Below are 21688 nucleotides of genomic sequence, written 5' to 3' on the forward strand. Positions count from 1 at the left end.
GGAATGCCGTAGGCCGGTTGCGGGGAGGTTCAGCTGCGCAGCGACTTCATGGCCGTCGACCAGGCCTCCAGCTCCTCGAACAGATTGGTGACGCCGCCGTCGTGGTGCGCTGCGGGTTTGAAGAGGGAGAGGTTCTCGAAGTCGGTGAACTGGGAGAAGGCCAGCTGCTGGCGGACGTGCGCGAGTTGGACCTCGCTGGCGATGGTGCGCAGGTGTTCGGCGGCGCGGATGCCGCCGACGGTGCCGTAGGAGACGAAGGCGGCGGCTTTGTTGTTCCACTCGGCGTAGGCGAAGTCGATCGCGTTCTTGAGCACGGCGGGGATGGAGTGGTTGTACTCGGGGGTGACGAATACGTAGCCGTCGAACTCGGCGACCTTGGCGGCCCAGGCCTTGGTGTGCTCGCCCTGGTACTGGCCCATGGAGGGTGGCAGGGGCTCGTCCATGAAGGGCAGGGGCCAGTCGGCGAGGTCGACGAGCTCGTACTCGGCGCCCGTGCGGGCGCCCGCGCGGTCGACGATCCAGTCGGCGACCGCCTTGCCGTTGCGGGCGGGGCGGGTGCTGCCGAGGATCACTGCGATCTTGAGAGTGGTCATGACGTTCACTCCTTCCTCGACTGCCCGGTCAGGCGCGGCTGTCGTCCGCGCGACGGGCCCGGACGGTCGCGGTCAGCTGCAGCCGGCGTCCGGCCATGCCCTTGAGTCTGGTGACCCCGTGGGCGTAGCGGTCGACGGTCGCGGTGGCCTCCACGGCGATCTCGTCCCCGTCGATCTGGGCGCCTGCGACAGTGAAGGTGACGGGCGCGCGGACGCCGTGGGCGGTCAACTGGCCCTGGAGAGCCCAGCTGCCGGCCTGGTCCTGCTCGGCTCCGGTCGAGGTGAAGACGATGTCCGGGTAGGTGGCGACGTCCAGCAGGGGCCTGGAGAGGACCTGGCGGTCGCGGTTACGGTTCCCCGTATCGAAGCTGGCCGCGTCCGCGACGGCGTCCACACGGCTACCGGTCAGCGGCTCGGCAACGGAGACGGTTCCGCCGCGCAGCTTGAAGCTGCCGCGAACCGTGCCCAGGCCGAAGAGGTGCTTGGTGGTGAAGGCGATCCGGGAGCGTGGGACGTCGATCGTGTACTGGCCCGGCTCCGGTGTGACGGTGGTCATGGCGACCTCCTCTGACGTGAACCTTCAAGTCGAAGTCTAGACCCGTCGACTTGAAGGCTCAAGTTGTATGGAGGCTCAGGTCAGGCCGAGCTGGGCGGCGATGACGGAGCCCTCCGCGTAGCAGTCGAAGCGCTTGATCTTGCCGTCGACCAGCTCGAAGACGTCGCAGCACGGGGCGTCCATGCGCTTGCCTGTCGGCGGGACGGTGCCGGAGGGCAGTTCCAGCGGGCCAAGGTGGGTGCCCTGCAGGCGCAGCTGCACGATCACCACGTCGCCGGTGACGTAGAACCGCTCGAGTTCCCGGTGCATGTCGGGGAACGCCTTCGCGTAGACCTCGACCGTCCCGCCCAGCTCGTCCGCACCGCGGTAGGTGAACGGGATCGACATGTCCGTGAAGGTCCCGTCCTCGGTGAACGCCGCGACCCAGCCGGCGACATCCTGCTCCTCGGCGACCTGGTAGGCGTTGCGAATGATCTTCTCGTTTTCCAGTGACATCTCAGCTCCCTGATCCGTGCCACGCGTGGGTGACGAGGCGGCGCCAGGATTGGCACCTTCATGTACTAACTTTAACTTTCAAGTCAATCTCGGGGAAGGACTCGCGGTTTCGGCCTCCGTGCCGGGCTGGAATGCCTTGCGGCATCCGGGTGACTTGCGTCGTCAAGTGACGGGAATCAGCGTGCGGGGGAGTCGATGCGTTGCAGGATGCGTTCCGCGTCCTGCCCGAGCCTGCGCAGGCGCTCGCCGGACAGGTTGTCCACGACGAGGCGGCGGACATGGGCGACATGCCCGGGGGCGGCCGCCTCCAGTTTGCTCATGCCGGCCGGCAGGAGGATGGCATTGGTGAACCGCCCGTCGCTCGGATCCGGCTCCCGCCGCACGTAGCCGCGGCTCTCCAGCCGCTTCACCATGTGCGACAGGCGGGACAGTGACGTACTCGTGTGCTCGGCCAGAACGCTCATGCGCAAGGTCCACTCGGAGGCCTCGGACAGCATGGCGAGGGTCATGTACTCGACCATGCTCAGCTCGGCGTCGCGCTGGAGCTGGGCGTCGATCGCCCAGGGGAGCCGGGTGATCAGGCGGACCACCGACATCCAGGAGGCCAGCTCGGTCGACGTGAGCCATAGGTCCGCATACTCGTCCGCCGGTGCCTGGGGTATCTCGTCCTGGCTCGTCATTCTGCGAGCTTATCACTTGAACAGTCATGTTAAGCGAGCCATGCTGAGCGGTGCACCACGCTGACCACGGCGTGCTGATCCCAGGCGGCGGGAGGTGGCCGGGCGGGTCGCCGGTCGTGGGGGCAGCGGCGGCGCGTACCGGGCCAGGCCACCATGATCGGAGTCCCTTCGGTGGTGGTCAGCGCCCTTTGCGGAAGTCGACGCGTTGCCCGGCGACCGGGTCGTACTTGCGCAGGACCAGCCGGTCGGGGTCGTTGCGGCGATTCTTGCGGGTCACGTACGTGTAGCCGGTGCCGGCGGTGGAGCGGAGCTTGATGATCGGGCGCAGCTCGTTGCGGGCCGTGACGTCCTCCTGGGTCGGTGCTGAGGAGGCTGTAGCAAAATGAAATCCGTTTTCATATAGAAGTAGTGTGCATGCTGCTCGGTGGGGCGGTCGCGCCCGTCCCGCCGGCTGGCCCTGCGCGTCTTCCTGAACGGATTCCTGATGTCAGCCCACTGTCAACTGACCGGCCGCAGCGCTCCCCCCAGAAGCCCGAACCCGAGGCCGTCCGCCGCGTGACGCAGACTGATCGTGCGAATCGGACAGGACTGGTCGCACCGCCTCGCGGACGTCGCCGCGTCGCACGACGGCGAGATGATCGGGCTCTTCAACGCGGAGCGCCTGCCGATGGACAAGCCACTGCGCGACCTGTTCACCTCGACGGTGCGTACGGCGTGGCCGCTGTGTTCGGCGGGGTCGAGGGTGATCCTCTCGATCTCCCGGTCGGTGGGCCGGCCGCCGTCGAAGGTGACGCCGATCTTCCAGGGCCACGGCGGTTCGGGCGGGGTGAAGGAGAGCAGCAGCAGGCGCGGCGCGTCGTCGAGGCAGGCGGGGACGAAGCCGGTCTCCTCGGCGGTCTCCCGCAGCGCGCAGCTCCACGGGTCCTCGCCCGGGTCGAGGAGGCCGCCGGGGTACTGGTGCTCCCCGGGGTGGTGGACGGAGGTGAGCAGCAGCGGTCGGTCGTGGTGGTCGGTGAAGAACACGCCGGCGTAGGAGATGCCGTGCGGCAGGGTGGGGACGAACTGCTCGGGCGGGACGAAGGCGGTCACCGCACCCACCCGCCGGGGCCCGGGCGCAGCGTCATGAAGCCGTTGAGGGGCTCGAAGCCGAGGGAGCTGTAGAGGGGTGCGCCGGCGGCGGTGGCGCGCAGTTCGACCGATCCGCAGCCGCGGTCCTGGAGGGCTTCGACGAGCGCGGTGGTGACGGCGCGGCCGTGCCCGCGGCGCTGGTGGGCCGGGTCGGTGACCACGGTGTGGATGCGCCCCCACAGGCCGGTGGGGAAGGCGGGGCCGAGGTAGCCGCGGTAGACGATGCCGATGGCGCACGCGGCGAGGCCGCCCTCGGTGGGGACGACGTGGGCGAGCAGGTTCGGGTCGGTGCCCAGGCGTTCACGCATGTCGTCGCGGAAGGTGGTGCGCCATTCGCCGGTGAGCGGGCCGCCGTCCAGGACGGCGACGCGCAGGCGCAGGAGTTCGTCGGCGTCCTCGGGGACGGCGGGCCGGGCGGCGGTGGTGGGGGTCATCGGCTGGTCCTCTCCGGGTCGGGGTGGGTGGTCAGCAGGAGGCAGAGCAGGTCGTCGAGCGGGTACTCGGCCACGGCGGCCCAGCCGAAGTAGCGCAGCAGGGCGAGGGTGGCCGAGCGGAGGCCGATCGACTCCACGCCGGCGCGTTGGCGATCGGCGAGCGGGGTGGTGACGAGGAGTTGGCCGCCGGGGGCGAGGAGGCGGCGTGCGCAGGCGACGGTCGGCACGAGGTCCACGAACGGGAGGAAGAGCCGGCAGGTGACGAGGTCGAAGGCACCGGGCGGGAGCAGGCCCAGGCCGCCGCGGTCGGTGTCGAGGAGCCGGAAGTCAAGGCCGTCACGGCCTCGGTGGCGGTCCTGGGCGGTGGCGACGGCGGCCTGGGAGAAGTCGATCCCCATGGTGGTGAAGCCCAGGCCGTGGAGGGCGGCGGCGTACTCGCCGGTGCCGCAGCCCAGGTCGAGCGCCCGGCGGCCGGCACCCGGGCCGAGGCGCTCGGCGAGCAGCGCGACCTCCTTTTCGGCGACGGGCCGGAAGCCCTTTCCCTGCTGGTAGTGGTCGTTCCAGTGGTCGGCGGCGGACACGGCCGCTCCTCTCGGTCGGGGGCGCTCGGCGGGCAAGTCAGCCCGCGGGAGGGACGCCGGGCGGCAGGCCAGGCGGGTGCAGCGGTCCGGGAGCCAGGCGCTCCAGCAGCCGGTCCACCGTGCCGTCGGGCCGATAGAGCGTGCGGTAGGCGTACGGGTGCCGTCCGCCGGGCAGCGTGGTGACGCCTTCGTCGGTGACGGTACGGCCCTGGGTGATGGCGAGCAGCCGCAGGTCGACGTCGGCGGGCAGGGCCAACTGCTCGCCGGTGGGCGGACGGTGGTGGCGGCCGGCCATCTCAGGCTCCGACGAAGGCGCGCAGGTCCGCGGGGGTGTCCCAGCCGTAGGTGGAGAAGCCCCGGCCGTCGCCGGAGAGGTAGGCGGTAAGCGCGGCGTGGGAGGTGGGGAACATCGGGGTGGGCAGCGCGTCGGCGTTGACCCACAGGACGGCGAGGTGCTTGTCCGGTTCGGTGTTCGTCAACTCGCCCTGCCAGGACGTCGCGGCGAACACCGAGAGCAGGAACGGGCCCTTGCCGTCCCAGTCGGCCCTGACCTGGATGGTGTGGACCAGCCGCAGCTCCTCCGCGGCGACGACCAGGCCCGCCTCCTCGCGCAGTTCGCGGGCGGCGGCCTCGTCGAGTCGCTCGCCCTCCTCGGCTTTGCCGCCGGGAATCGTCCAGGCGGGGACCGTGGACCAGGAGTCGTTGGCGTAGTGGACGCAGGCGACCTTGCCCGCCTTCTCGTCGTGGACGATGACGCAGACAGCCTGACGCAGGGACTGCATGGATACTCCAACCGGTAGAGGGAGAAGAGGTGTTCACGAAACGGGGTTCGGGTCGCGCAGCCCGTCGAGGACGGTCCGGGCGTAGCCGATGACCTCCTCGTCCCGGTGGTGGTCCAGGGCCCAGCGCAGGGCGGCGGGGCAGTCGATCGCGGCCCATGCCCGGCACGCCGCCTGCTCCTGCGGGGTGAGGTCGCGCCCGTACCCGGCGGTGAACGCGGCCCGGAGATCGGGTCGGTGAGGCGTGAGCTGGAGCGTGACGCGCATCAGGTCGCGGCGCGCCGGGGCTTCGACGTGGCTGCGCTCGAAGTCGATGACCCCGAGCATCAGCCGGTCGCCCTCACGGTGCACGAGCCAGTTCCGCGGGCCGAAGTCGCCGTGGCAGTAGGCGAGCGCGGTGCGCGGGGGTTCGTGGCGGGTCGCCTCGGCCACTACCTCGACGTCCTCCTCCGAGAGGCGCGCCTCGCGGGCACGGGCGAGCGCGCGTTCGCGCTCCTGGGCCCAGGGCAGGTACTCGCCGACGGGAGCGCCTGCCGTCGACTGCGCGTGGATGGCGGCGGCGAGGTGCCCGGCCTGCCGGTACACCTCCTGCTCTTCGGCCGCGGTGAGGTCGGTGCTGATGAACGGCGTTCCGGGCAGGGCGGTGGTGACGACGAGCAGTGAGGAGGCGTCGGCGGCCTGCAGGGACGGCGTCCGGCCTTCACCGAGGGCCGGTGCGAGCAACTGGTACGCGGCGGTTTCCCGTTCGTGCATGAGCGCGTTCTTGTGGCGCTTGGCGGACAGGCGGCGCCCGCCTTCGTCGACGACCTCCCAGACGCTCGGGTGTCCGGCGCGGTCGTGGGAGCGCACGCCCAGCAGCTCATAGCGTCCTGCCGTCTCGCGCAGCAGCCGGTCCACGTCGTTGGGGACGGTGGGGGCACTCACGTCGGCCAGCCGACGGTGGACAGGGCGCTGCCACGGGTGATCTCGCCGAGCGCGTGGACGGTGTAGGGCACGGTGTCAGTCGGGAGTTCGTGGAGCGGCCACCAGCGCAGCGCGTCGCACTTGTGCGGTTCGGCGTTGCGGACCTGGCCGTCGTGGCGGGTGGGGCGGAAGAACAGCTGGAGGCGGCTGCGGCCGTCGTCGGCGTCGAGGTGGTGCAGGGTGTGGACGAGCGCGAGGTCGTCCTCGGCGATGAGGATGCCGAGTTCCTCCTCGGCCTCGCGCGTCATCGAGCGGGTGACCGTCTCCCCGGGCTCCATGTGGCCGGCGGGCAGGTGCCACAGGCCGTTCGCGTAGGCGGTGTTGTGGCGTCGGCCGAGGAGCACGGCGTTGTCGTCGAGCAGGACGAGGTGGACGCCGACGACCAGGGCCAGCGGATCCGTCCCGGCCGGGCGGGGCACGATGGTGGCCGGGGGGCGGGTGCCGTCGAGCGGATTCACGCGGGCCTCCCGGAGGGCAGGCCGGCCGTGTCGGCGAGCATCGGCAGGTAGTGCCGCATGTAGGGCGGGACCTTGAGGTCGAGCAGTTCGTCGAGGGGGACCATGCGCACGGCCAGTCCCTCGTCGCCGAGCCGCAGGTCGCTCTCGTCTCCGTCCCAGACCGCGTGCAGGACGCGGGTGAGCGGGAGGCCGAGGTCGTCGTGCGGGTCGGGGAGGGGCAGCAGCCCGGTGATCTCGATGCCGGCCTCCTCGCGGACCTCGCGCACCGCGCTCTCCCGCGGGTTCTCGTCGGCCTCGCGCCAGCCGCCGATCGGCGTCCAGTAGCCGGGCCAGGGCATGTCCGGCCGGTCTTCGCGCTGGTGCATCAGCAGCCTGCCCGCGGGGTCGGTGACGAAGACGAGGACGCCCTCGAAGTCGTCGTCGGCCGGGGCGGGGCGCTCCAGGTAGAGGGGGACGCCGCAGCGGTGGGCGCGCAGCACCTGCCGGAGCCGCTGGTAGCGGGCGGGTTCCATGAGCTGCCGCCACCTGTGGGCGCTCTCGAACCGGAACTCGGTGTGCTCGGAGGGGTCGAGGCGGATCCGAGCCTGCTGCTCGGATGTCAGGACGCCACCGTCGAAGACGTAGCCGCAGACCGGCACGGGGTACTCGGTGCCGGCCCGTTCGTGGATGACCGCGACCAGGCGCCGCCGGGCGATCACCTCGGGATTCTCGGCGGCGAGGTCGAGGCCCAGTTCCTCCTCTGCCTCGCGCAGGGCGGTGGTGAACGGTGTCTCGCCGTGCTCGACGTTGCCGCCGGGGAAGTTCCACACGTCCGGGTTGATGGTCGAGCGCATGCCGAGGACGCGGCCCTGCGGGTCGGTGACCAGGAGGCAGCCGTAGGAGCTGGGGCGGGCGATGGTGGTGACGTAGCCGCCGACCGGCCGCCATCCTGGGATGCCCAGGCGCCGGGTGAGCCACTCGATCACGGTGCGCTGCCCGTCGCCGGTCGGCGGCAGGGCGTCCGGGGGCGCCCACCGGTGGCCGTCGTGGTCCGAGGAGAGGCCGACTTCTGTGCCGTCCGGCACGACGGTGGTGAAGACGAACTGGCGCACGCGCCGCCCGCGCTGGTTGGTGAAGTCGAGATGCCGTGCGTACTCCAGCGGCAGGCCGGTGAGCCCGGTCTCCTCGGTCAGTTCGCGGGCCGCGCCGGCGGGCACCGTCTCGCCGTCTTCCCCGGCGCCGCCGGGGTACTCCCACAGGCCCGGCAGGACGTCGTGCGGGGACCTGCGGATCATCAGGATCCGGCCCGAGGCGTCGCGCACCACGACGCCGACGCCGATCCGTTCGATGCCTTCGCGCGCGGCGAGGTCGGTGAGCTGGTCGAAGTCGATCACTGAGCGGGCTCCTCGGTGTCGCGGGCGGGCACGGCCGGTCGGCCGGGGGGCGTGATGCCGGCGGCCGGGCCGATGGGACTTTCCACGAAGACCTCCAAGCACGGGTGTGTTCGAGCGCGCGGAGCCGGACATCGGCATCGGCGCGCGGCAAGTACGCTTTCAGACAGCTGAGTTGGGCGGATGGACGGGAGTGGAGGCGACTGATGATGGTGCTGTTCGAGCGCGGCGTTCAAGCGGATTCCCTCCGGGCGAGCCCGGGTCGAACGGGGACTTTTCGAGCACCTCACGGGCGTGCTCCAGCGCCTCCTCCAAGCGGCTGCGAAGGGCGTCCGGCAGGGTGGCGGAGCCCAGTGCGCAGGCGGCGAGAGCCCGTTCGAGTGCCACGTCCTGGACCTGGTCGAGGCGGCGTCGGACGCCCTCGTGAGTGAGGAGGTCGCGCAGCGCGTAGCCGTCGCCGGATTCACCCGTTCGGCTGGTCAGCCGGCCGAGGAGGTTTCGGGCCTCGGGGGTGTCGGGGTCGGCCGTGTCGAGGGCGGACAGCGCCAGGCGGGTGGTGAAGACGCGGCTCGAAGATCCTTTCGCCGGGCTGCGGGTCGAGCTGCTCCAGCATCAGGGCGACGATCGCGGGCTGGGAGGCGGCGCTGATCTGTGTGCCGGAGCCGTCGGCCTTGATGTAGGTGGGGTTGTCCGCGTACGCGGTCTCCAGGGGGAGGCCGGGCAGGAAGTGCTCGCGGGCGACGGTGCGGAAGGCGTTCTCGACCGCGGTGGTGCGGATGGCGCCCTGTTCGAGCAGCCGGTCGGTGAGGGCGGCGCGCAGCTCCTCGGCGGTCGGGGTGGCGCTGTCGCTGCTGAGAGTAGTCATGTCGGTGACCCTAGTAGTGGTGCGGATGGTGGGCATCGAGGGCGCGGGGCCCTCGTCGGAGTGGAAGACGGCATCCAACGCCCTTGCGGCCATGGCGGCTTGGTGGTCGACCGGCAGGCCGGCGCGGTTGGCGTGGAAGAGGAGGTGGTGCGCGAGGACCGCGCGCTGCCCGCGGGTGAGGCGGCCGTCGCGGGCGAGGCGGGCGAGGTCCTGCCCGGCCTGCTCGAAGGCGTGGACCCGGCCGCCGTGGTGGGCGAGCGGGGTGGTGTCACGGGTGAGGGCCCAGGTGTCGAGGCGCATCAGGTGGCGCATCGCCGCGGCCAGGGTCACGGCGCGGTCGGGGGCCACGGGCGTGTCCGATCTCGGCGGTAGTCACCCTTGCCGGGAGGCGGGAGACTGGAAGGGATCCCGACCGCAGCGTCCGCGCCCGAGGTGAGGGGTACGCAGTGAGCACGCAGGACGGCCCCGGACCGGCTTCAGGCAGCGAGGGCCCGCAGGCGTCACGGCTTCTGGGCGGGCGGTACGTACTCGGCGCTCTGCTCGGCAGGGGCGGGATGGGCACGGTGTGGCGGGCCCACGACCAGGTGCTGGACCGCGAGGTGGCGGTGAAGGAGGTGAGCGTCGCGGGCCTGCCGGGGGAGGAGGTCACCGTTCTGCACGCCCGGATGCAGCGGGAGGCGAGGGCGGCGGCCCGCGTCAAGCATCCGGGCATCGTCACCGTCCACGACGTGCTGGAAGAGGACGGCCGGCCCTGGATCGTCATGGAGCTGGTCGACGGACGGTCGCTCGCCGACGCGATCGCCGTGGACGGCCCGCTGTCTCCGCGTGAGGCCGCCCGGGTCGGGGCGCAGGTCCTCGCGGCCCTGGAACGGGCGCACGAGGCGGGGGTGGTCCACCGGGACGTCAAGCCCGCCAATGTGCTGCTGGAGCAGGGCGGCCGCGTCGTGCTCACCGACTTCGGCATCGCGGCGTTCGAGGGCTCCACGCGGGTCACCCGGGTCGGCGACGTGGTGGGCTCGCCCGACTACCTGGCTCCGGAGCAGATCACCGGTGACCGGCAGCCGGGGCCCGTATCCGATCTGTGGTCGTTGGGCGCCACGCTGTACACGGCCGTGGAGGGCCGGGCACCGTTCGGCCGCCCGACGGCCGGAGGCACCCTGCACGCGGTGGTTGCCGACCCGTTGCCCGAGCCGCGCCTGGCAGGCCCGCTCGGACCGGTCCTCGACGCTCTGCTGCGGAAGGACCCGGACGCGCGCCCGACCGACGACCAGGCACGGCGTCTGCTGGCGGCGGTGGCGGCCGGGGCGGTGGCGGACACGACCGTTCCTGCGACCGCGTCCCACCCGCCGACCGCGGTTCCGGCGGCCTCCGCCGGTGGGGAGCGGGCCCATCGGCCCACCGAGACGATCCCGACTGCGGCGCCGACGCAGCCGGCCGCGGTTGCGCCGGCTCCGGCTCCCGTTGCCGTTGGGGGGAGCGGGGCGGCCGGAGACGGCGGACGTCGGCGGCGTGCCGCGGCGCTGGCCGTGGTCGCGGTGCTCGTCCTGCTCCTGTCGGGCGGTGGGCTGGCCACCACGCTGTACAACGGCGGTCAAACCGCCAGGGCACCCGCGACCACCACCGCACCGGCCACCCCGGCGCCGAGTACTCCGACGCAGCCGCCGACGGCCCCGGCCACTCCGACGCAGCCGCCGACGACCCCGGCGCCGAGTACTCCGACGCAGCCGCCGGCCACCCCCACCGAGCCGCCCACCACTGCGTTGCCCGCCGGCTACCAGCTGATCACCGACCCGGCCGGATTTACCGTGGCCGTGCCCACCGGCTGGACGCGCAGCGTGACGGGCAACGAGATCGACTACTCCGCGGACGACGGGACCCACCTCCTGCGCTTCAACCTGAACGCCAAGGTGTCCCAGAGCTCCGAGAGCCACTTCCTGGAGCTGGAAGGGAGCGTCGCGGGGACGCTGACCGACTACCGGCGGATCACCCTCGAACCCAACACGTTCCTGGGCTTCCCGGGTGCGGTGTGGGAGTTCGCCTGGGACGCCGGACAGTTCGGGCCCCGGCACGCGATCGACCAGTCGTTCATCGACGCGAACGGCGACGAGCACCTGATCTACGTCGGCTGTCCGGAACAGGACTGGCCCACGTGCCGGCAGGTCTTCGACACGGCGCTCGGCACCTACAGCCTGTCGTGACACCACACGCGGACTGTCCGAACGAACCCCGCCCGTACGGACCGCCTACCGGAGCTGTTCCACCGCACGTCCGTCGACCCAGGCGGACCAGCCGTTGGAGCAGGCGATGTGCGCCCAGTCACCGGCGCGTTCGAGGACCTGGAGCTCGACCCCCGCATCGATCCGGGCGACCGGTTCGCGGTCGGGGTCGGGTTCCGTCCAGGCCTCCATGCCGCCCTCGGGGACGAGGTGGGTGGGCCGCCAGACCGGTGTGCTTCGGGGTGGGGGTGGCGGCGGCGGTGCCGTGGCGGGCGCCGACGAGGGAGTCGCGGCCGGTGCGTAGATCTCGTCGGGCAGCGGTCCCAGGGGGAGCGGTCGCAGGAATTCGTCGGCCAGCACCGATGCGTCCGCCAGGCTGAGCGACCGCAGGGCGAAGCGGACCTGGGACCAGTCGTCCGTTGCCCGGGTGAGGCCGTCGCTGAGGACGGTCCACAGGACCGGCTGCGTGACGATGAAGAGCAGCAACTCCTCCTGGCCCGTGGCTCGTCCCTGCTCCCATCCGGTTAGCTGGATGTCGTGCAGCGACAGGACGCTCGTCCAGGTGAAGAGCGTTCCGGCGAAGACCGTGAAGGCGAGCGAGGGCTCGTAGCGCGGCGCGGCCGCGGTGCCCACCCGCGTCAGGTGGCCGGCGTCGGTGTAGCGGCGCAGTTCCCGCTCGGCGATCTCCTCCGTGACGAGCGGCAGGGCCAGGTCGGTGCGTCCGCCCGGATGGACGAGCAGGGCGAACAGCTCTGTGACCGCCCGGGTGAGCCAGCGTCGGTCGGCGACCAGGAGGGCGTCGTTCTGGGCCTCCAGCACATCGGCCGGGGAGAGGGCGATGGGCGTCGGCATCGGGCGGCGTCCGGTGAACGCACGGAAGGAGCGCGTCTTGTAGGCGTCGACGAGCGTGAGGAGGAAGGCCAGTTGCTCGGCGTCCAGGTCCTCGTCCAGAGGTGCTATCGGCGCCGCCGCCGAGAACTGCAGCTGCGACTGCACCCACCGGGCCAGATCGTCCGCGACGTACGGAGCCAGCAGCTCGTAGTCACGGTCGAACGCGGGCCGCAGGCCGGCGAAGACGTCGCCGGCCCGGCGCGAGGCGTACAACCGGCACGGGGTCGGTGCGCCGTCGAACAGGGCGGCGCGTGCGTCCACCACGCGGTCGGGGACAACCAGCGGCAGCAGGGCGTTGCGCAGGGTGGCCTCGGGCAGCTCCCGGAAGTCGTGCAGCAGCTCGCCGGGATCGCGGGGCGTGCCGCCGCCGCCCGGGCCGGCGCCGTCGGCGGGCAGGTCGGCCAGCGGCGAGAGCAGCGCGGGCGGAGGCAGCCCCAGGTGCCGGACGACCGTGGCGAGTTCGGCCCGGTCCAGGGCGACGGCCCGGGTGAGGCCGAGGGGGGTCGGAGGCGGGGGTGGGGCGCCGGTCGCCGCGGGTTCCGTCGCCAGGGTCGAGCGGCGCATCACCGCGAGGGCCTGGTCGGGCGGCGTGTTGCTGCCCAGCTGGTGCAGGACTCCGGTCTCCCGCACGACGACCAGCGGGCCCAGCCCGACGAGCGCGTCCCTGGCGTCGCCCTTCTCCAGGTGGGCCCGTGAATCGTAGGGGAAGACCCAGCACCATTCCTCGTCGGTGACGGCGTCGTCGACGAGGACGAGCTCGATGTCCATGCTGACCGACAGGTTCCGCACGTAGTCCCGTGCGAGCCGGTGTGCATCCGCGAATTCCGTCATGTGCGGTCACCCCCTCCTCATGAAGTGCAACCGGACGAATCCGGTGAACGTGGCGGGCTTGCCCGTCTGCCCGTCGAGGTACTTCACCACCCCGCCGTCATTGACCACGTTGAAGACGTGGGCCGTCGGCACGCTCGGCGTGCCGGGGGGCGAGCCGGGCGGTGGGGCCATCTGGTACTCGCCGTAGACGACGCCCCGCGATCCCGGGCCCGCCACCTTCAGCGTGGAGTCGATGGTCATCCTGGACTGCACCTTCGTGAAGCGGTTGCCGTACATGTTCTCCAGGAGGTCGACCGGGAACCCGGACGAGGGCGGGGCGGGCGGCAGGGGATTGCCGGCGAGCTTCGCGTCGGTGGCGATGGTGCAGTTGCCGCAGTTCGTCACATTGGTGTCGGGGGCCCGTTCGAGCGGCGTTCTGGGCGTACCGTCCGGATGGAACAGACCCTCTTTCGTGTAGCCGAGCCCCTGGCGGGACGGGTTGGGATTGACGCCCTTGAGGAATCCCTCGACGTCGGTGATCCCCTCCGTGCCCAGGGTCTTGGAGACGGCTTGCGGTGCCGCGCCCGGAGCCGGCGGTCCCGGCGTCTTCGGGCCCGCACCGGCTGCCGCGCCGCCGGCGGGCGCAGCACCGGCTTCTGCGGCACCGGCTGCAGCCGGGCCGGGGACCGCGGGTTCGGCCACGGGTGGTGCCGTGCGCGGGAGGATGCTGCGCAGCCCGCTCCCCACCGCGACGAGCGTCGCGACGTTGCCCGCGTCCTGCACGACGGCGACCAGGAGGTCCCCGACGCCGCCCTTCCCGCCGACCAGGTCGGCGGTGGCCTGGAGGGTGTTCACCGGCATGGTCGCCTTGGTGGTCCCCCAGGCCGCTCCGCGGACTCCGCCGCCGTCGGCGTAGCCCGTGGTGGCCCCGCGGACCGCTGCGGCGGTGAGCGAGAGCGCACCCACCTGGGCCGTGGTGACCAGTCCCACGGCAACGGCGCCGCCGGTCAGCGCGGTGAGGGCGAGCTGGGTGGCGGCCTGCTTGGCGGTCAACGCCGCCGCGTCGAAGTCCTCGACGACGGCCCCGGCCGCGGCCGCGGCGGTTTCCGCCTTGGCCTGGGCCTGGTGGAGCACCACGCTGGTGAGGGTGCGGATCTGCCCCTCCTTGTCGGTGCCGGGCGCGCCCTCCTGGATCCGGGTGAGGACCCGGTTCGCCACGTCCTGCTGGCCCGGCTCCAGCCTGCCGATGAGGCCGGTCACGACGTTCGTGGCGGCCTCGACCCGGTTGAGCTGCTTGATGTAGTCGTCGTAGTCGTGCTCCGCCTTGGTGCCCTTCGTGATGGCGGCGACGAGGTCGGTCATCCCCTGTTTGGCGAAGGCATCCTGCTCCTTCTTGATCGTGGTCAGGCGGGCGTCGCTCGCCGCGTTGTGGTCGTCCTCCAGTTTCTGCAGGGCGCCCAGCCACTCGGGAGTGAGTCCCTTGGCGGGGTCGAGCCCGGCGAGCAGGCCTTGGAACCGGCCGTACCGGGAGGGATCGGTGGTCTCGATGTTGAGCTGGTGGAGGCGGGCGCGGATCGCCTCGGTGTAGGGGATCCGGCCGCCGGTGCCGCCGGGTGGGGCCTCGGGCACGGCGGCCGGTTCGGGTGTGGCCGCCTCAGGTCCCGGCGGCAGCGCAGGCAGCGGTGCCCCCAGGGCCAGGGGTTCCAGCCCGGGCAGTGGCGGCAGTCCGGGCAGTCCGGCCGGCGGGGCCGCCTCGGCCGGCGGCGTCGACGGCCCGGCGCCCGGCGGGGACACCCCGGGGGGACCGCCGCCCGGGGGCCGTCCCCCGTCGAAGCCGCCGAGGGCTCCGGCCAGCCAGCCCGCGAAGGTCCCGACGACGGCACCCGCGGCGGCGACGACGGCTCCGACGGTGGAGTTGGCCAGGACGGCCGTGCTGCCGGCGCAGTCCAGCCAAGGTGTCCCCTGGCACTCGGTCCACCCGCCGTCGTCCGCTTGGGCGGGCGGCGCGGCCATCAGCTGGTACAGCCCGGCCGCCGTCCCGAGCACCAGCAGGATCAGCGCGGCGGTGGCGGAGGAGGGCGGCCGGCGGGACCTGGCGATCAGGACCGCCAGCACCGCGAACACCCCGGCCAGCAGCAGTTTCACCCATGTCCGCGCCACGAAGAAGGCGATCAGCAGCGCGGCGGCCGACCCGAGGAGGCCAACGGCCATGCCGGTGATCCCGGTGACCCGCCGGTGCCGGGTCGGGGCGATCCGCCTGACCAGCGCCGACCAGATCTGGTGGATCGCGCTGGACAGGATGTTGCCGAGGACGCCCGGCAGAACGGCGAGCAGGCCGATCGCGAGGACCGCGCCCACCGAGGGCGACAGGACCACGGCGGCGATCATGCTGACCGCCGCGCCCCACAGCAGGTGCACGTACGCCGCACGGTCGCCGCGTACCAGGCCGGCCAGGGCATGGGGCATCCCGCGCAGATCAGCCAGGAACCTGGACGTGCCCACCGCCTGCCAGTAGCCGGCGACGCCGAAGACCACGGCGCTGAACAGGGCCCAGAACAGGGCGCCCTGGAAGAAGCTGCCGTTGCTGGTGGCGGGAGACCCGGGCGGCACGTCCGTCCCCTCGTAGCGCACCGCGATCAGCCAGACGTTGCTGATGTAGCCGAAGAGGCCGCCCACCACTGCGGTGAGCACGGCGGTCAGAGCATGGCCGCGCAGCCAGCCGGGGAACTGCCGGACGATCTGCCGGACGCCCGGAGGCGCCGTCTGCGGCTGCGGAGCAGGATCCGTCATCTCATTCCTCCGACCGGTCCACGATCACGAATCCCCCCGAGTACGGCAGCACGGAGGTGCGTACCCGCAGCACACCGGGGTCGGCGAAGCACACCCGCGTCGTGTCGCCGGGTTCGAGGCGGGGTCCCCGCGGCGTACCCGCCCAGGACAGGGCGTAGGTCACCGCGTCGTCGTTGCGCAGACTCACGCAGCCGTTCGGCGGCACACGCAGCCACTGCGGGGAGAACCGGCCGTTCGCCACGATCGCGCTGGGCCCCGGGGCGACCTGCTCGCCGGCCTTGACGGGGCTCGGCATCGGATAGGGACGCTGCCAGACCACCAGGGCCACGAGGACGCCGAGCAGCGCGTACGCCGTGCTGTGGGTGCCCAGTTCGCGCAGCCGGCGGGAGGTGCGCTCGGGGTCGGCGACCAGCACGCCCAGCGGTACGGCGTACGCCAGGTGCCCGCCGTACGCGATGACCAGCAGCCCGGTTCCGCGCAGCGCGTAGGTATCCGCGACCGGTGAGGCCACGGCCATGGTCTCGATGGCCATTCCCCAGGGGAGCGCCCAGTACCAGCGGCGGCCGCGCGCCACGACCCCGTAGGCGATGCCGAATCCGATGCCGTTGGCGAAGTGGAAGAGCCAGCCGCACAGGCCGGTCCAGGGGCTGGACGAGTCGGCGCCCAGGATGAGCAGGCCGTACGAGTCGATCGGCGCGAACAGGCGGTACCCGGTCAGCAGGAACGGCAGCCGGAAGAGGTCGTAGGCGAAGGTGCCGAGCAGCCCGCCGACGGTGCCGGCGACGAGTGCGGTGTGCAGGCGGTGGTGGCGGGCCGAGCGACCGGTCGCCACGCCGATGACGGCGAGCAGGGACAAGCTCGGCACGGTCACCGCCCAGAACCAGACGCCGAACGGCCCGAGCCCGGACGCCCAGGCCAGCAGCGGTGCGACGGGGAGCAGGCCGAGGAGGGCGCAGACCGCCGTCAGCGTCCCGTCGAACGGCGCCGGCGGACCCCGCCGATCGGGGCGGCGCACCGCCTGTGCATCGCCTGCGCCCGGGGGTCGTGCTGCCATCCGTTCACTCCGGCCAGGTCCGCGTCAGGTGGCGGTGTCCCACAGCAGGACGGTCCGGTCCGCGCCGGCCGAGGCCGCACGGCGGCCGTCCGGGGCGAACGCGACATCGAGCACGTTGCCGGCGTGCCCGTCGTACCGCCGCATCTCGCCGCCGTCGGACGCGTCCAGCAGCCGCACGGTGTTGTCGACGCCGAGCCCCGTCGCCCGGTCCGTCGCGTAGAAGTCGGAGCCGCTGCCGGTGAGCAGTCGGCTGCCGTCCGGGGAGACGGCGAGGCACAGGACGTTGCCGACGCCCACCTCGAAGCGGCCCACTTCACGGCCGCCGGCGGCGTCCCACGCGTACAGCAGCGCGTCCAGGGTCGTGGCGAAGGCGAGACGGCCGTCGGGCGAGAAGGCGACGGAGGTGACCGCGAAGAGCCCTTCGCCGAACCGGCGCAATTCCCGCCCGCTCTCCAGGTCCCACAGGAACACGTGGTCGTCGCCGGTCTCGATCCGCAGGTCGCCGGAGAGGACCAGGCGCCGGTCGGGGGAGAAGGCGACGGAGGTGACGCCCGCACGGTGGCCGCGGAGGCGGCGGAGCTCCTGCCCGGTGGCCGGATCCCAGCAGCGCACGGTGGCGTCCGTGCCACCAGTGGCGACGAGCCGCCCCTCCGGGGAGTACGCCACCGCGAGGGTCCCGGCCTCCTCGCCCTCGAAGCGGCGCACCTCCGTTCCACCGGCGGTGTCCCACAGCCGCGCCGGCCCCCGGTGCCCGCCGGAGACCGCGAGCCGACCGTCCGGCGACAGGGCGGCACACACGACCCCGGTCTCGTCGGCCAGCCAGCGCCGGATCTCGGCCCCTTCGCCGACATCCCAGAGCCGCAACGTACGGTCTTCGCCGCCGGACAGCAGACGCCGACCGTCCGTGGAGAAGGCCACGCAGGTCACAGCGTCCTGGTGGCCCTCGAACCGGCGCACCACCTCGGACGGCACGTCCGGAATCCGCCAGTGGAGGGGCTGCGGGGACGGTGGTCCGAGGGGGCGTCCACGACGCGGCCCGGGCGGGGGCCCCGACGGTCCCCGTGGGGGGCCCGGTGGCGGTGGGGACGAAGGGGGGCCCGGGGGCGGCACGGCCGCGCGATCCCGCGGCGAGGCCTGCGGTCCCATGTCAGCTCCTGCCGTTGTGCGACGGGCCCGGCCGAGGGCTCAACCCCAAACGGTTCCGGCCGCTCGACGTTCGAGCCTGCGGGCGACTTCCCCTATTGACGCTACTCCGTCTCAAAGGGACCACAACCGACTCGGAGGACCCACGGCCGGCCGCCCCGCCACAAATAGGCGCAGCGGACCTCACGCGCTACCGAGCCGGCACCCGGGCCGGCGGCGAGCCGCGGCATGGTCCCGCGCCGGCGTTGCCGGCCGACCTGGACCTCGTCGTGGTCGGTCCGATGGCGCGCACTGCCCGCGACCTCACGCTCCTGCTCGACCTCATGGCCGGACCGCCGGTGGACGACGGCCCGCTTCGGCCTGTTCGCGCTCTCCGCTGGAACCCGATGAGAAGGCCGGCCCGGACCGGCTGGAGTGCCCGGGACGCGTACAGGCCCGCGCCGCAAAGGACTTGGGCCCGCTGGTGCTGCCCGCCCCGACCAAGCGGGATCCGGTGGCCGCGCTGTGTGAGTTCCCGGTTCGGCTCTGTAGGCCGTAGAAGGCTTCCACCAGTGAGCCCGTGGATTGAGCTGGAAGGCTCGGATCGTCCTCAGCATGTCGTTCGAGCAGCACGCAAGCGGGCCCCGACTGGGATCCAGTCGGGGCCCGCGCAAGCCGGGGTGATGCAGAGGGGCTACTGGTAGAGCCAGTCGTGGAAGTAGGCGACGCTGCTGTAGACGCCGGGCGAGCCGGCCGCGGCGCAGCCTCGTGACCAGGAGACGATGCCGACCACGACGCCGTTGACCACGGCGGGGTCGCCGCTGTCGCCGGTGCAGAAGCCCTGGCCGCCGTCGGCGGGCCCGGCGCAGAACATGCTCGTGGTGTCGAGTACCGGGCCGAGGCCGTCCAGGAGGCCGCCCTCGTCTCCGCCGAGGTTGAGGTTCAGCCCGGAGTAGGCGGCCTCGCAGCCGGCGGTGGTGGTCACCGGTACCCGGATGGTGCGAAGGCCGGTGGGGAGGGTGGTGTTGTCCTGCTGGGTGCGGCCCCAGCCGGTGACCGTGGCCACGTCGCCCGCCGTCGGCGCGGTGGCGGCGAGCGGGGCGAACGCGACCGTGCTGCCGTTCTCCGAGACCGCGGTGGCGACCTTCAGGAGCGCGACGTCGTTGGCCATCGTCAGCGCGTTGAAGCCCGGGTGCTTGAGGACACTGCGGACACTACGCGTCTGGGCCAGACGCGTGCGGTCCACGCCGTCGTACTTGACCTGCAGCGAGCCGGCCCCCTGGCCGTTGACGCAGTGGGCGGCGGTGACCACCGTGTTCGCGTCGCGCAGGAAGCCGCCGCAGACGTGACTCCAGCCGAACAAGCCTTGCGCCACGATGCTGACCTGGTAGGGCGCGGAGCCGGGGGCGGCCTCGCTCCCGCCGACGATCGCGGCGGCCGGTGACGTGCTCGCGAACGCCAGGGCGAGCACTGCCCCCGCTGAGACGATGAATCTACGCAGCAACACAGAACCCCTTGGGAAGGTGGCGCGCTGGTCGGCCACGCCACTTGTGGCATGTGACACGACAGGCTAGCTGACGCTCCGTCGCGCAGGCCGGTGACGCACCGCCAGCCTCGGTGGCGGGCGGCTGCACGTCACGATCGTCATCGACCTCATCCACGTCCTCGAATACCTCTGGGACGCGGCCTGGTGCCTGCACCAGGCCGGCGACCCGGCCGCCGAGGACTGGGTCGCCCGCCACGCCCGCACCATCCTCGACGGCGGCGCCGGACGGGTCGCCACCGTCGTGGAGAAGACGGCCCGCGCCGCCCGGCTGAAGAAGAACCGCCGCAAGGGCATCGACGACGCCGTCGGCTACCTGCGCGACAAGGCCCCCTACCTGCGCTACGACACCACGCTCGAACGCGGCTGGCCCATCGCGACCGGCGTCATCGAAGGAGCCTGCCGCCACCTGGACAAAGACCGACTCGACATCACCGGGGCCCGCTGGGGACTCGCCGGAGCCGAGGCCGTCCTCAAACTCCGCGCGCTCCGCACCAACGGCGACTTCGACACCGACTGGACCTGGCACGAGAAGCAGGAATTCGCCCGCAACCACCAGGCCCGCTACCGCGACCAGCCCACACCCGCGGCCTGATCGACACCGCCCTCATCAGATCTGCACCCAAATCGGATCGCCACCTTGGCCGTGAAGACGGCGAGGTGTGGCGTCAGGCCCCGCTTGTTGCGCAAGCGGTTTCGAGGGCGATGAGACGGTCGGCGAGGGCGCGGGCCGGGCCGGTGAGGCCCTTGAGGACTTCCCGGGCGTACGGGCTCCGGGGGTGGTGAGTGAGCTCCTGGACTGCGCTCCAGGCTTCGGCGATGCTGGCCAGGCCGTGCTGGATCTGGCGGATGGTGTCGTGACGCTGGGCGAGGTACTGCTCGGCGCGCTGGTGGGCGTGGCGCCAGTCGGTGTCGCCGCGTTCGGCGGCCCGGGCGAAGGAGGGCTCGGTGTCGCCATCGGCGAGGCGGATGGCGTCGATCTCCTCAACACGCCTGCGGAGGTGTTCCTCCTCTTGCCGGGCGTCGAGGGCCGCAGTGGCCTCGGCGAGGGCGAGGTGACCGGCGATGACCTGCTCGACGAGGTCGGGGGCCTGCCGACGCAGCCGTGCGTGCTGGGCGAGGAGGGCCTTGGCATCGGCCTTGCGTCTGCGGGCGGTGGTGTAGGCGGCGTTCAGGGGGAGGGTGCCGGCGCGGACCTGTTCGGCGAGGTCGGGGGCGTGCTCGAGCACGGTGGTGGCGATGGACAGGCGGGTGAGGTTGATGCCGTGGCGGGCGACGGGGGAGGGGAAGGAGTGCTGTGAGAGTGAGCGTGCCATCGCGGTGATCATGGCGCGCTGGCCTGGGTTGGTGTTCCGGCGGTGGCGGTTGGCGGACACGATCGGGTAGACCGGGTCGTCGCCCTGATAGGTGGTGAAGCTGGGTTCGACGTCGGCCAGTTCGCAGGCGGCGAGGCGGTTGCGGCCGTCCAGGAGGACACCGTCCGCATCCAGGACGACAGGCTCGGCTAGGCCGTTGGACTCGATGTCCTCGGCGAGGCACTGCGTCAGCGAGCGCCAGGCCCGCGAGGTCCTGGCTGCCCTCGCGGACAGGATGGAGGAGGTCGGGCTGCGGCTTCACCCGGACAAGACCCGGATCGTCTACTGCAAGGACGGCTACCGGCGCGGCTCGTACGAGCAGACGTCGTTCACCTTCCTGGGGTTCACGTTCCGGGCCCGCGGGGCGCGCAGCAGGAAGGGGAAGAACTTCACCGCCTTCCTGCCGGCGATCAGCGAGGACGCCCTGAAGAAGATCAGCGCGGAGATCCGCTCATGGCGGCTCCACCAGCAGATCCGCCTCACCTTCTTCGAGCTCGCCCGTCGGATCAACCCGAGGGTGCGGGGCTGGATGCAGTACTACGGCGCGTTCTACCGCTCCGCACTGCATCCCCTCCTTCACCGCATCAACGCCTACTTGATGCGGTGGATCCGCCAGAAGTACAAGCGGCTGCGGACGTTCAAGAAGGCTCACGCGTGCTGGCTGCGGGTGACGCGTCAGTACCCGAGGCTCTTCGCCCACTGGGCGTGGACGCCCCGTGCCTGGCGATCAGGATGACAAGAGCGGAGTGACGGGAGACTGTCACGCTCCGTTCTGTGGGCACCCGGGGGTGAGATTCCCCCGGGCGACCCGACCGAGAAGGAGCCCGCCCCTGGGCGGTGTCCTCTTCCAGTGCACCCGTCTCCCACGCTCACAGCATGAGTAGCGACATCGGCACGCCGATTGCAAACCTCGGCGTTGTCCTGGACAACTTCGCGGGAGTATCCGGCAGCGATCGGTGGAACGCGCCCCTGCCGCCGGTGCGGCAGAAGCCCCAGGCAGTGACC

23 protein-coding genes are annotated in these 21688 nt (G+C 72.2%); 3 read left to right on the forward strand and 20 right to left on the reverse strand.

What is annotated here, in order from left to right:
* Window positions 1-29 precede the first annotated feature (29 nt).
* The 14 genes from ACZ5WK_RS32785 to ACZ5WK_RS32850 all read right to left on the reverse strand — a co-directional run bounded on the left by ACZ5WK_RS32785 (window position 30) and on the right by ACZ5WK_RS32850 (window position 9250).
* Window positions 30-593, reverse strand: coding sequence for an NADPH-dependent FMN reductase (locus ACZ5WK_RS32785; protein ID WP_465552955.1), 564 nt, complete (start codon window positions 591-593; stop codon window positions 30-32).
* Between the two features lie 28 nt (window positions 594-621).
* Window positions 622-1149, reverse strand: coding sequence for a YceI family protein (locus ACZ5WK_RS32790; RefSeq protein ID WP_465552957.1), 528 nt, complete (start codon window positions 1147-1149; stop codon window positions 622-624).
* A gap of 75 nt (window positions 1150-1224) precedes the next feature.
* Window positions 1225-1644 carry a nuclear transport factor 2 family protein gene (locus tag ACZ5WK_RS32795; RefSeq protein ID WP_465552959.1) on the reverse strand — a complete coding sequence of 140 codons (420 nt, stop codon included), beginning with the start codon at window positions 1642-1644 and terminating at the stop codon, window positions 1225-1227.
* Window positions 1645-1820: 176 nt separating this feature from the next.
* Window positions 1821-2324, reverse strand: a complete 504-nt coding sequence (locus ACZ5WK_RS32800) for a MarR family winged helix-turn-helix transcriptional regulator (protein ID WP_465552961.1) — start codon at window positions 2322-2324, stop codon at window positions 1821-1823.
* Window positions 2325-2502: 178 nt separating this feature from the next.
* Window positions 2503-2652: a 50S ribosomal protein L33 gene (gene rpmG / locus ACZ5WK_RS32805; protein WP_465553010.1), complete on the reverse strand. Its 150-nt coding sequence runs from the start codon at window positions 2650-2652 to the stop codon at window positions 2503-2505.
* 170 nt (window positions 2653-2822) lie between these two features.
* A complete protein-coding gene (locus ACZ5WK_RS32810; RefSeq protein WP_465552963.1) occupies window positions 2823-3413 on the reverse strand; it encodes an NUDIX domain-containing protein in 591 nt (196 codons plus the stop codon).
* Window positions 3410-3886, reverse strand: coding sequence for a GNAT family N-acetyltransferase (locus ACZ5WK_RS32815; RefSeq protein ID WP_465552965.1), 477 nt, complete (start codon window positions 3884-3886; stop codon window positions 3410-3412). Before ACZ5WK_RS32815 ends, ACZ5WK_RS32810 begins: the two co-directional genes overlap by 4 nt.
* The gene (locus tag ACZ5WK_RS32820) at window positions 3883-4467 is read right to left on the reverse strand and encodes a class I SAM-dependent methyltransferase (RefSeq protein WP_465552967.1); all 585 of its coding nucleotides are present in this window, start codon (window positions 4465-4467) and stop codon (window positions 3883-3885) included. The genes ACZ5WK_RS32815 and ACZ5WK_RS32820 overlap by 4 nt, the downstream gene beginning before the upstream one ends.
* Window positions 4468-4504: 37 nt before the next feature.
* Entirely contained in the window at window positions 4505-4762 is a 258-nt protein-coding gene (locus tag ACZ5WK_RS32825) for a hypothetical protein (RefSeq protein ID WP_465552969.1), read from the reverse strand.
* 1 nt (window position 4763) lies between these two features.
* Window positions 4764-5249 (reverse strand): NUDIX domain-containing protein, encoded by a 486-nt coding sequence (locus ACZ5WK_RS32830; RefSeq protein ID WP_465552971.1) that lies wholly within the window; start codon window positions 5247-5249, stop codon window positions 4764-4766.
* Window positions 5250-5282: 33 nt separating this feature from the next.
* Window positions 5283-6170: a phosphotransferase family protein gene (locus ACZ5WK_RS32835; protein WP_465552973.1), complete on the reverse strand. Its 888-nt coding sequence runs from the start codon at window positions 6168-6170 to the stop codon at window positions 5283-5285.
* Window positions 6167-6667 carry an NUDIX hydrolase gene (locus ACZ5WK_RS32840; RefSeq protein ID WP_465552975.1) on the reverse strand — a complete coding sequence of 167 codons (501 nt, stop codon included), beginning with the start codon at window positions 6665-6667 and terminating at the stop codon, window positions 6167-6169. The genes ACZ5WK_RS32835 and ACZ5WK_RS32840 overlap by 4 nt, the downstream gene beginning before the upstream one ends.
* Window positions 6664-8040 (reverse strand): NUDIX hydrolase, encoded by a 1377-nt coding sequence (locus ACZ5WK_RS32845; RefSeq protein WP_465552977.1) that lies wholly within the window; start codon window positions 8038-8040, stop codon window positions 6664-6666. The genes ACZ5WK_RS32840 and ACZ5WK_RS32845 overlap by 4 nt, the downstream gene beginning before the upstream one ends.
* Window positions 8041-8500: 460 nt before the next feature.
* Window positions 8501-9250, reverse strand: a complete 750-nt coding sequence (locus tag ACZ5WK_RS32850) for a hypothetical protein (protein WP_465552979.1) — start codon at window positions 9248-9250, stop codon at window positions 8501-8503.
* 98 nt (window positions 9251-9348) lie between these two features.
* Here ACZ5WK_RS32850 and ACZ5WK_RS32855 point away from each other — a divergent pair, with 98 nt between their 5' ends.
* On the forward strand, window positions 9349-11100 hold the full coding sequence (locus tag ACZ5WK_RS32855) for a serine/threonine-protein kinase (RefSeq protein WP_465552981.1): 1752 nt from the start codon (window positions 9349-9351) through the stop codon (window positions 11098-11100).
* Window positions 11101-11145: 45 nt separating this feature from the next.
* Here ACZ5WK_RS32855 and ACZ5WK_RS32860 read toward each other — a convergent pair whose 3' ends face one another.
* From ACZ5WK_RS32860 to ACZ5WK_RS32880, 5 genes are all read right to left on the reverse strand, one after another.
* Complete coding sequence (locus tag ACZ5WK_RS32860) at window positions 11146-12840, reverse strand: YrhB domain-containing protein (protein WP_465552983.1); 1695 nt, start codon at window positions 12838-12840, stop codon at window positions 11146-11148.
* Between the two features lie 6 nt (window positions 12841-12846).
* Window positions 12847-15609 carry a toxin glutamine deamidase domain-containing protein gene (locus ACZ5WK_RS32865; RefSeq protein WP_465552985.1) on the reverse strand — a complete coding sequence of 921 codons (2763 nt, stop codon included), beginning with the start codon at window positions 15607-15609 and terminating at the stop codon, window positions 12847-12849.
* 1 nt (window position 15610) lies between these two features.
* Complete coding sequence (locus ACZ5WK_RS32870) at window positions 15611-16663, reverse strand: hypothetical protein (protein WP_465552987.1); 1053 nt, start codon at window positions 16661-16663, stop codon at window positions 15611-15613.
* A gap of 24 nt (window positions 16664-16687) precedes the next feature.
* Entirely contained in the window at window positions 16688-17635 is a 948-nt protein-coding gene (locus tag ACZ5WK_RS32875; RefSeq protein ID WP_465552989.1) for a WD40 repeat domain-containing protein, read from the reverse strand.
* An 844-nt stretch (window positions 17636-18479) separates the two neighbouring features.
* Window positions 18480-19289, reverse strand: a complete 810-nt coding sequence (locus tag ACZ5WK_RS32880) for a S1 family serine peptidase (protein WP_465552991.1) — start codon at window positions 19287-19289, stop codon at window positions 18480-18482.
* Window positions 19290-19572: 283 nt separating this feature from the next.
* Between ACZ5WK_RS32880 and ACZ5WK_RS32885 the strand changes: the two genes are divergently transcribed.
* A complete protein-coding gene (locus tag ACZ5WK_RS32885; protein WP_465552993.1) occupies window positions 19573-19923 on the forward strand; it encodes a hypothetical protein in 351 nt (116 codons plus the stop codon).
* 73 nt (window positions 19924-19996) lie between these two features.
* Here the strand turns inward: ACZ5WK_RS32885 and ACZ5WK_RS32890 are convergent, their stop codons facing one another.
* Complete coding sequence (locus tag ACZ5WK_RS32890; RefSeq protein WP_465552995.1) at window positions 19997-20644, reverse strand: hypothetical protein; 648 nt, start codon at window positions 20642-20644, stop codon at window positions 19997-19999.
* A gap of 205 nt (window positions 20645-20849) precedes the next feature.
* Here ACZ5WK_RS32890 and ACZ5WK_RS32895 point away from each other — a divergent pair, with 205 nt between their 5' ends.
* Window positions 20850-21419: a group II intron maturase-specific domain-containing protein gene (locus ACZ5WK_RS32895; protein ID WP_465552997.1), complete on the forward strand. Its 570-nt coding sequence runs from the start codon at window positions 20850-20852 to the stop codon at window positions 21417-21419.
* The last annotated feature ends 269 nt before the right edge of the window (window positions 21420-21688 follow it).

The organism is Kitasatospora sp. NPDC032757, from assembly GCF_055579305.1.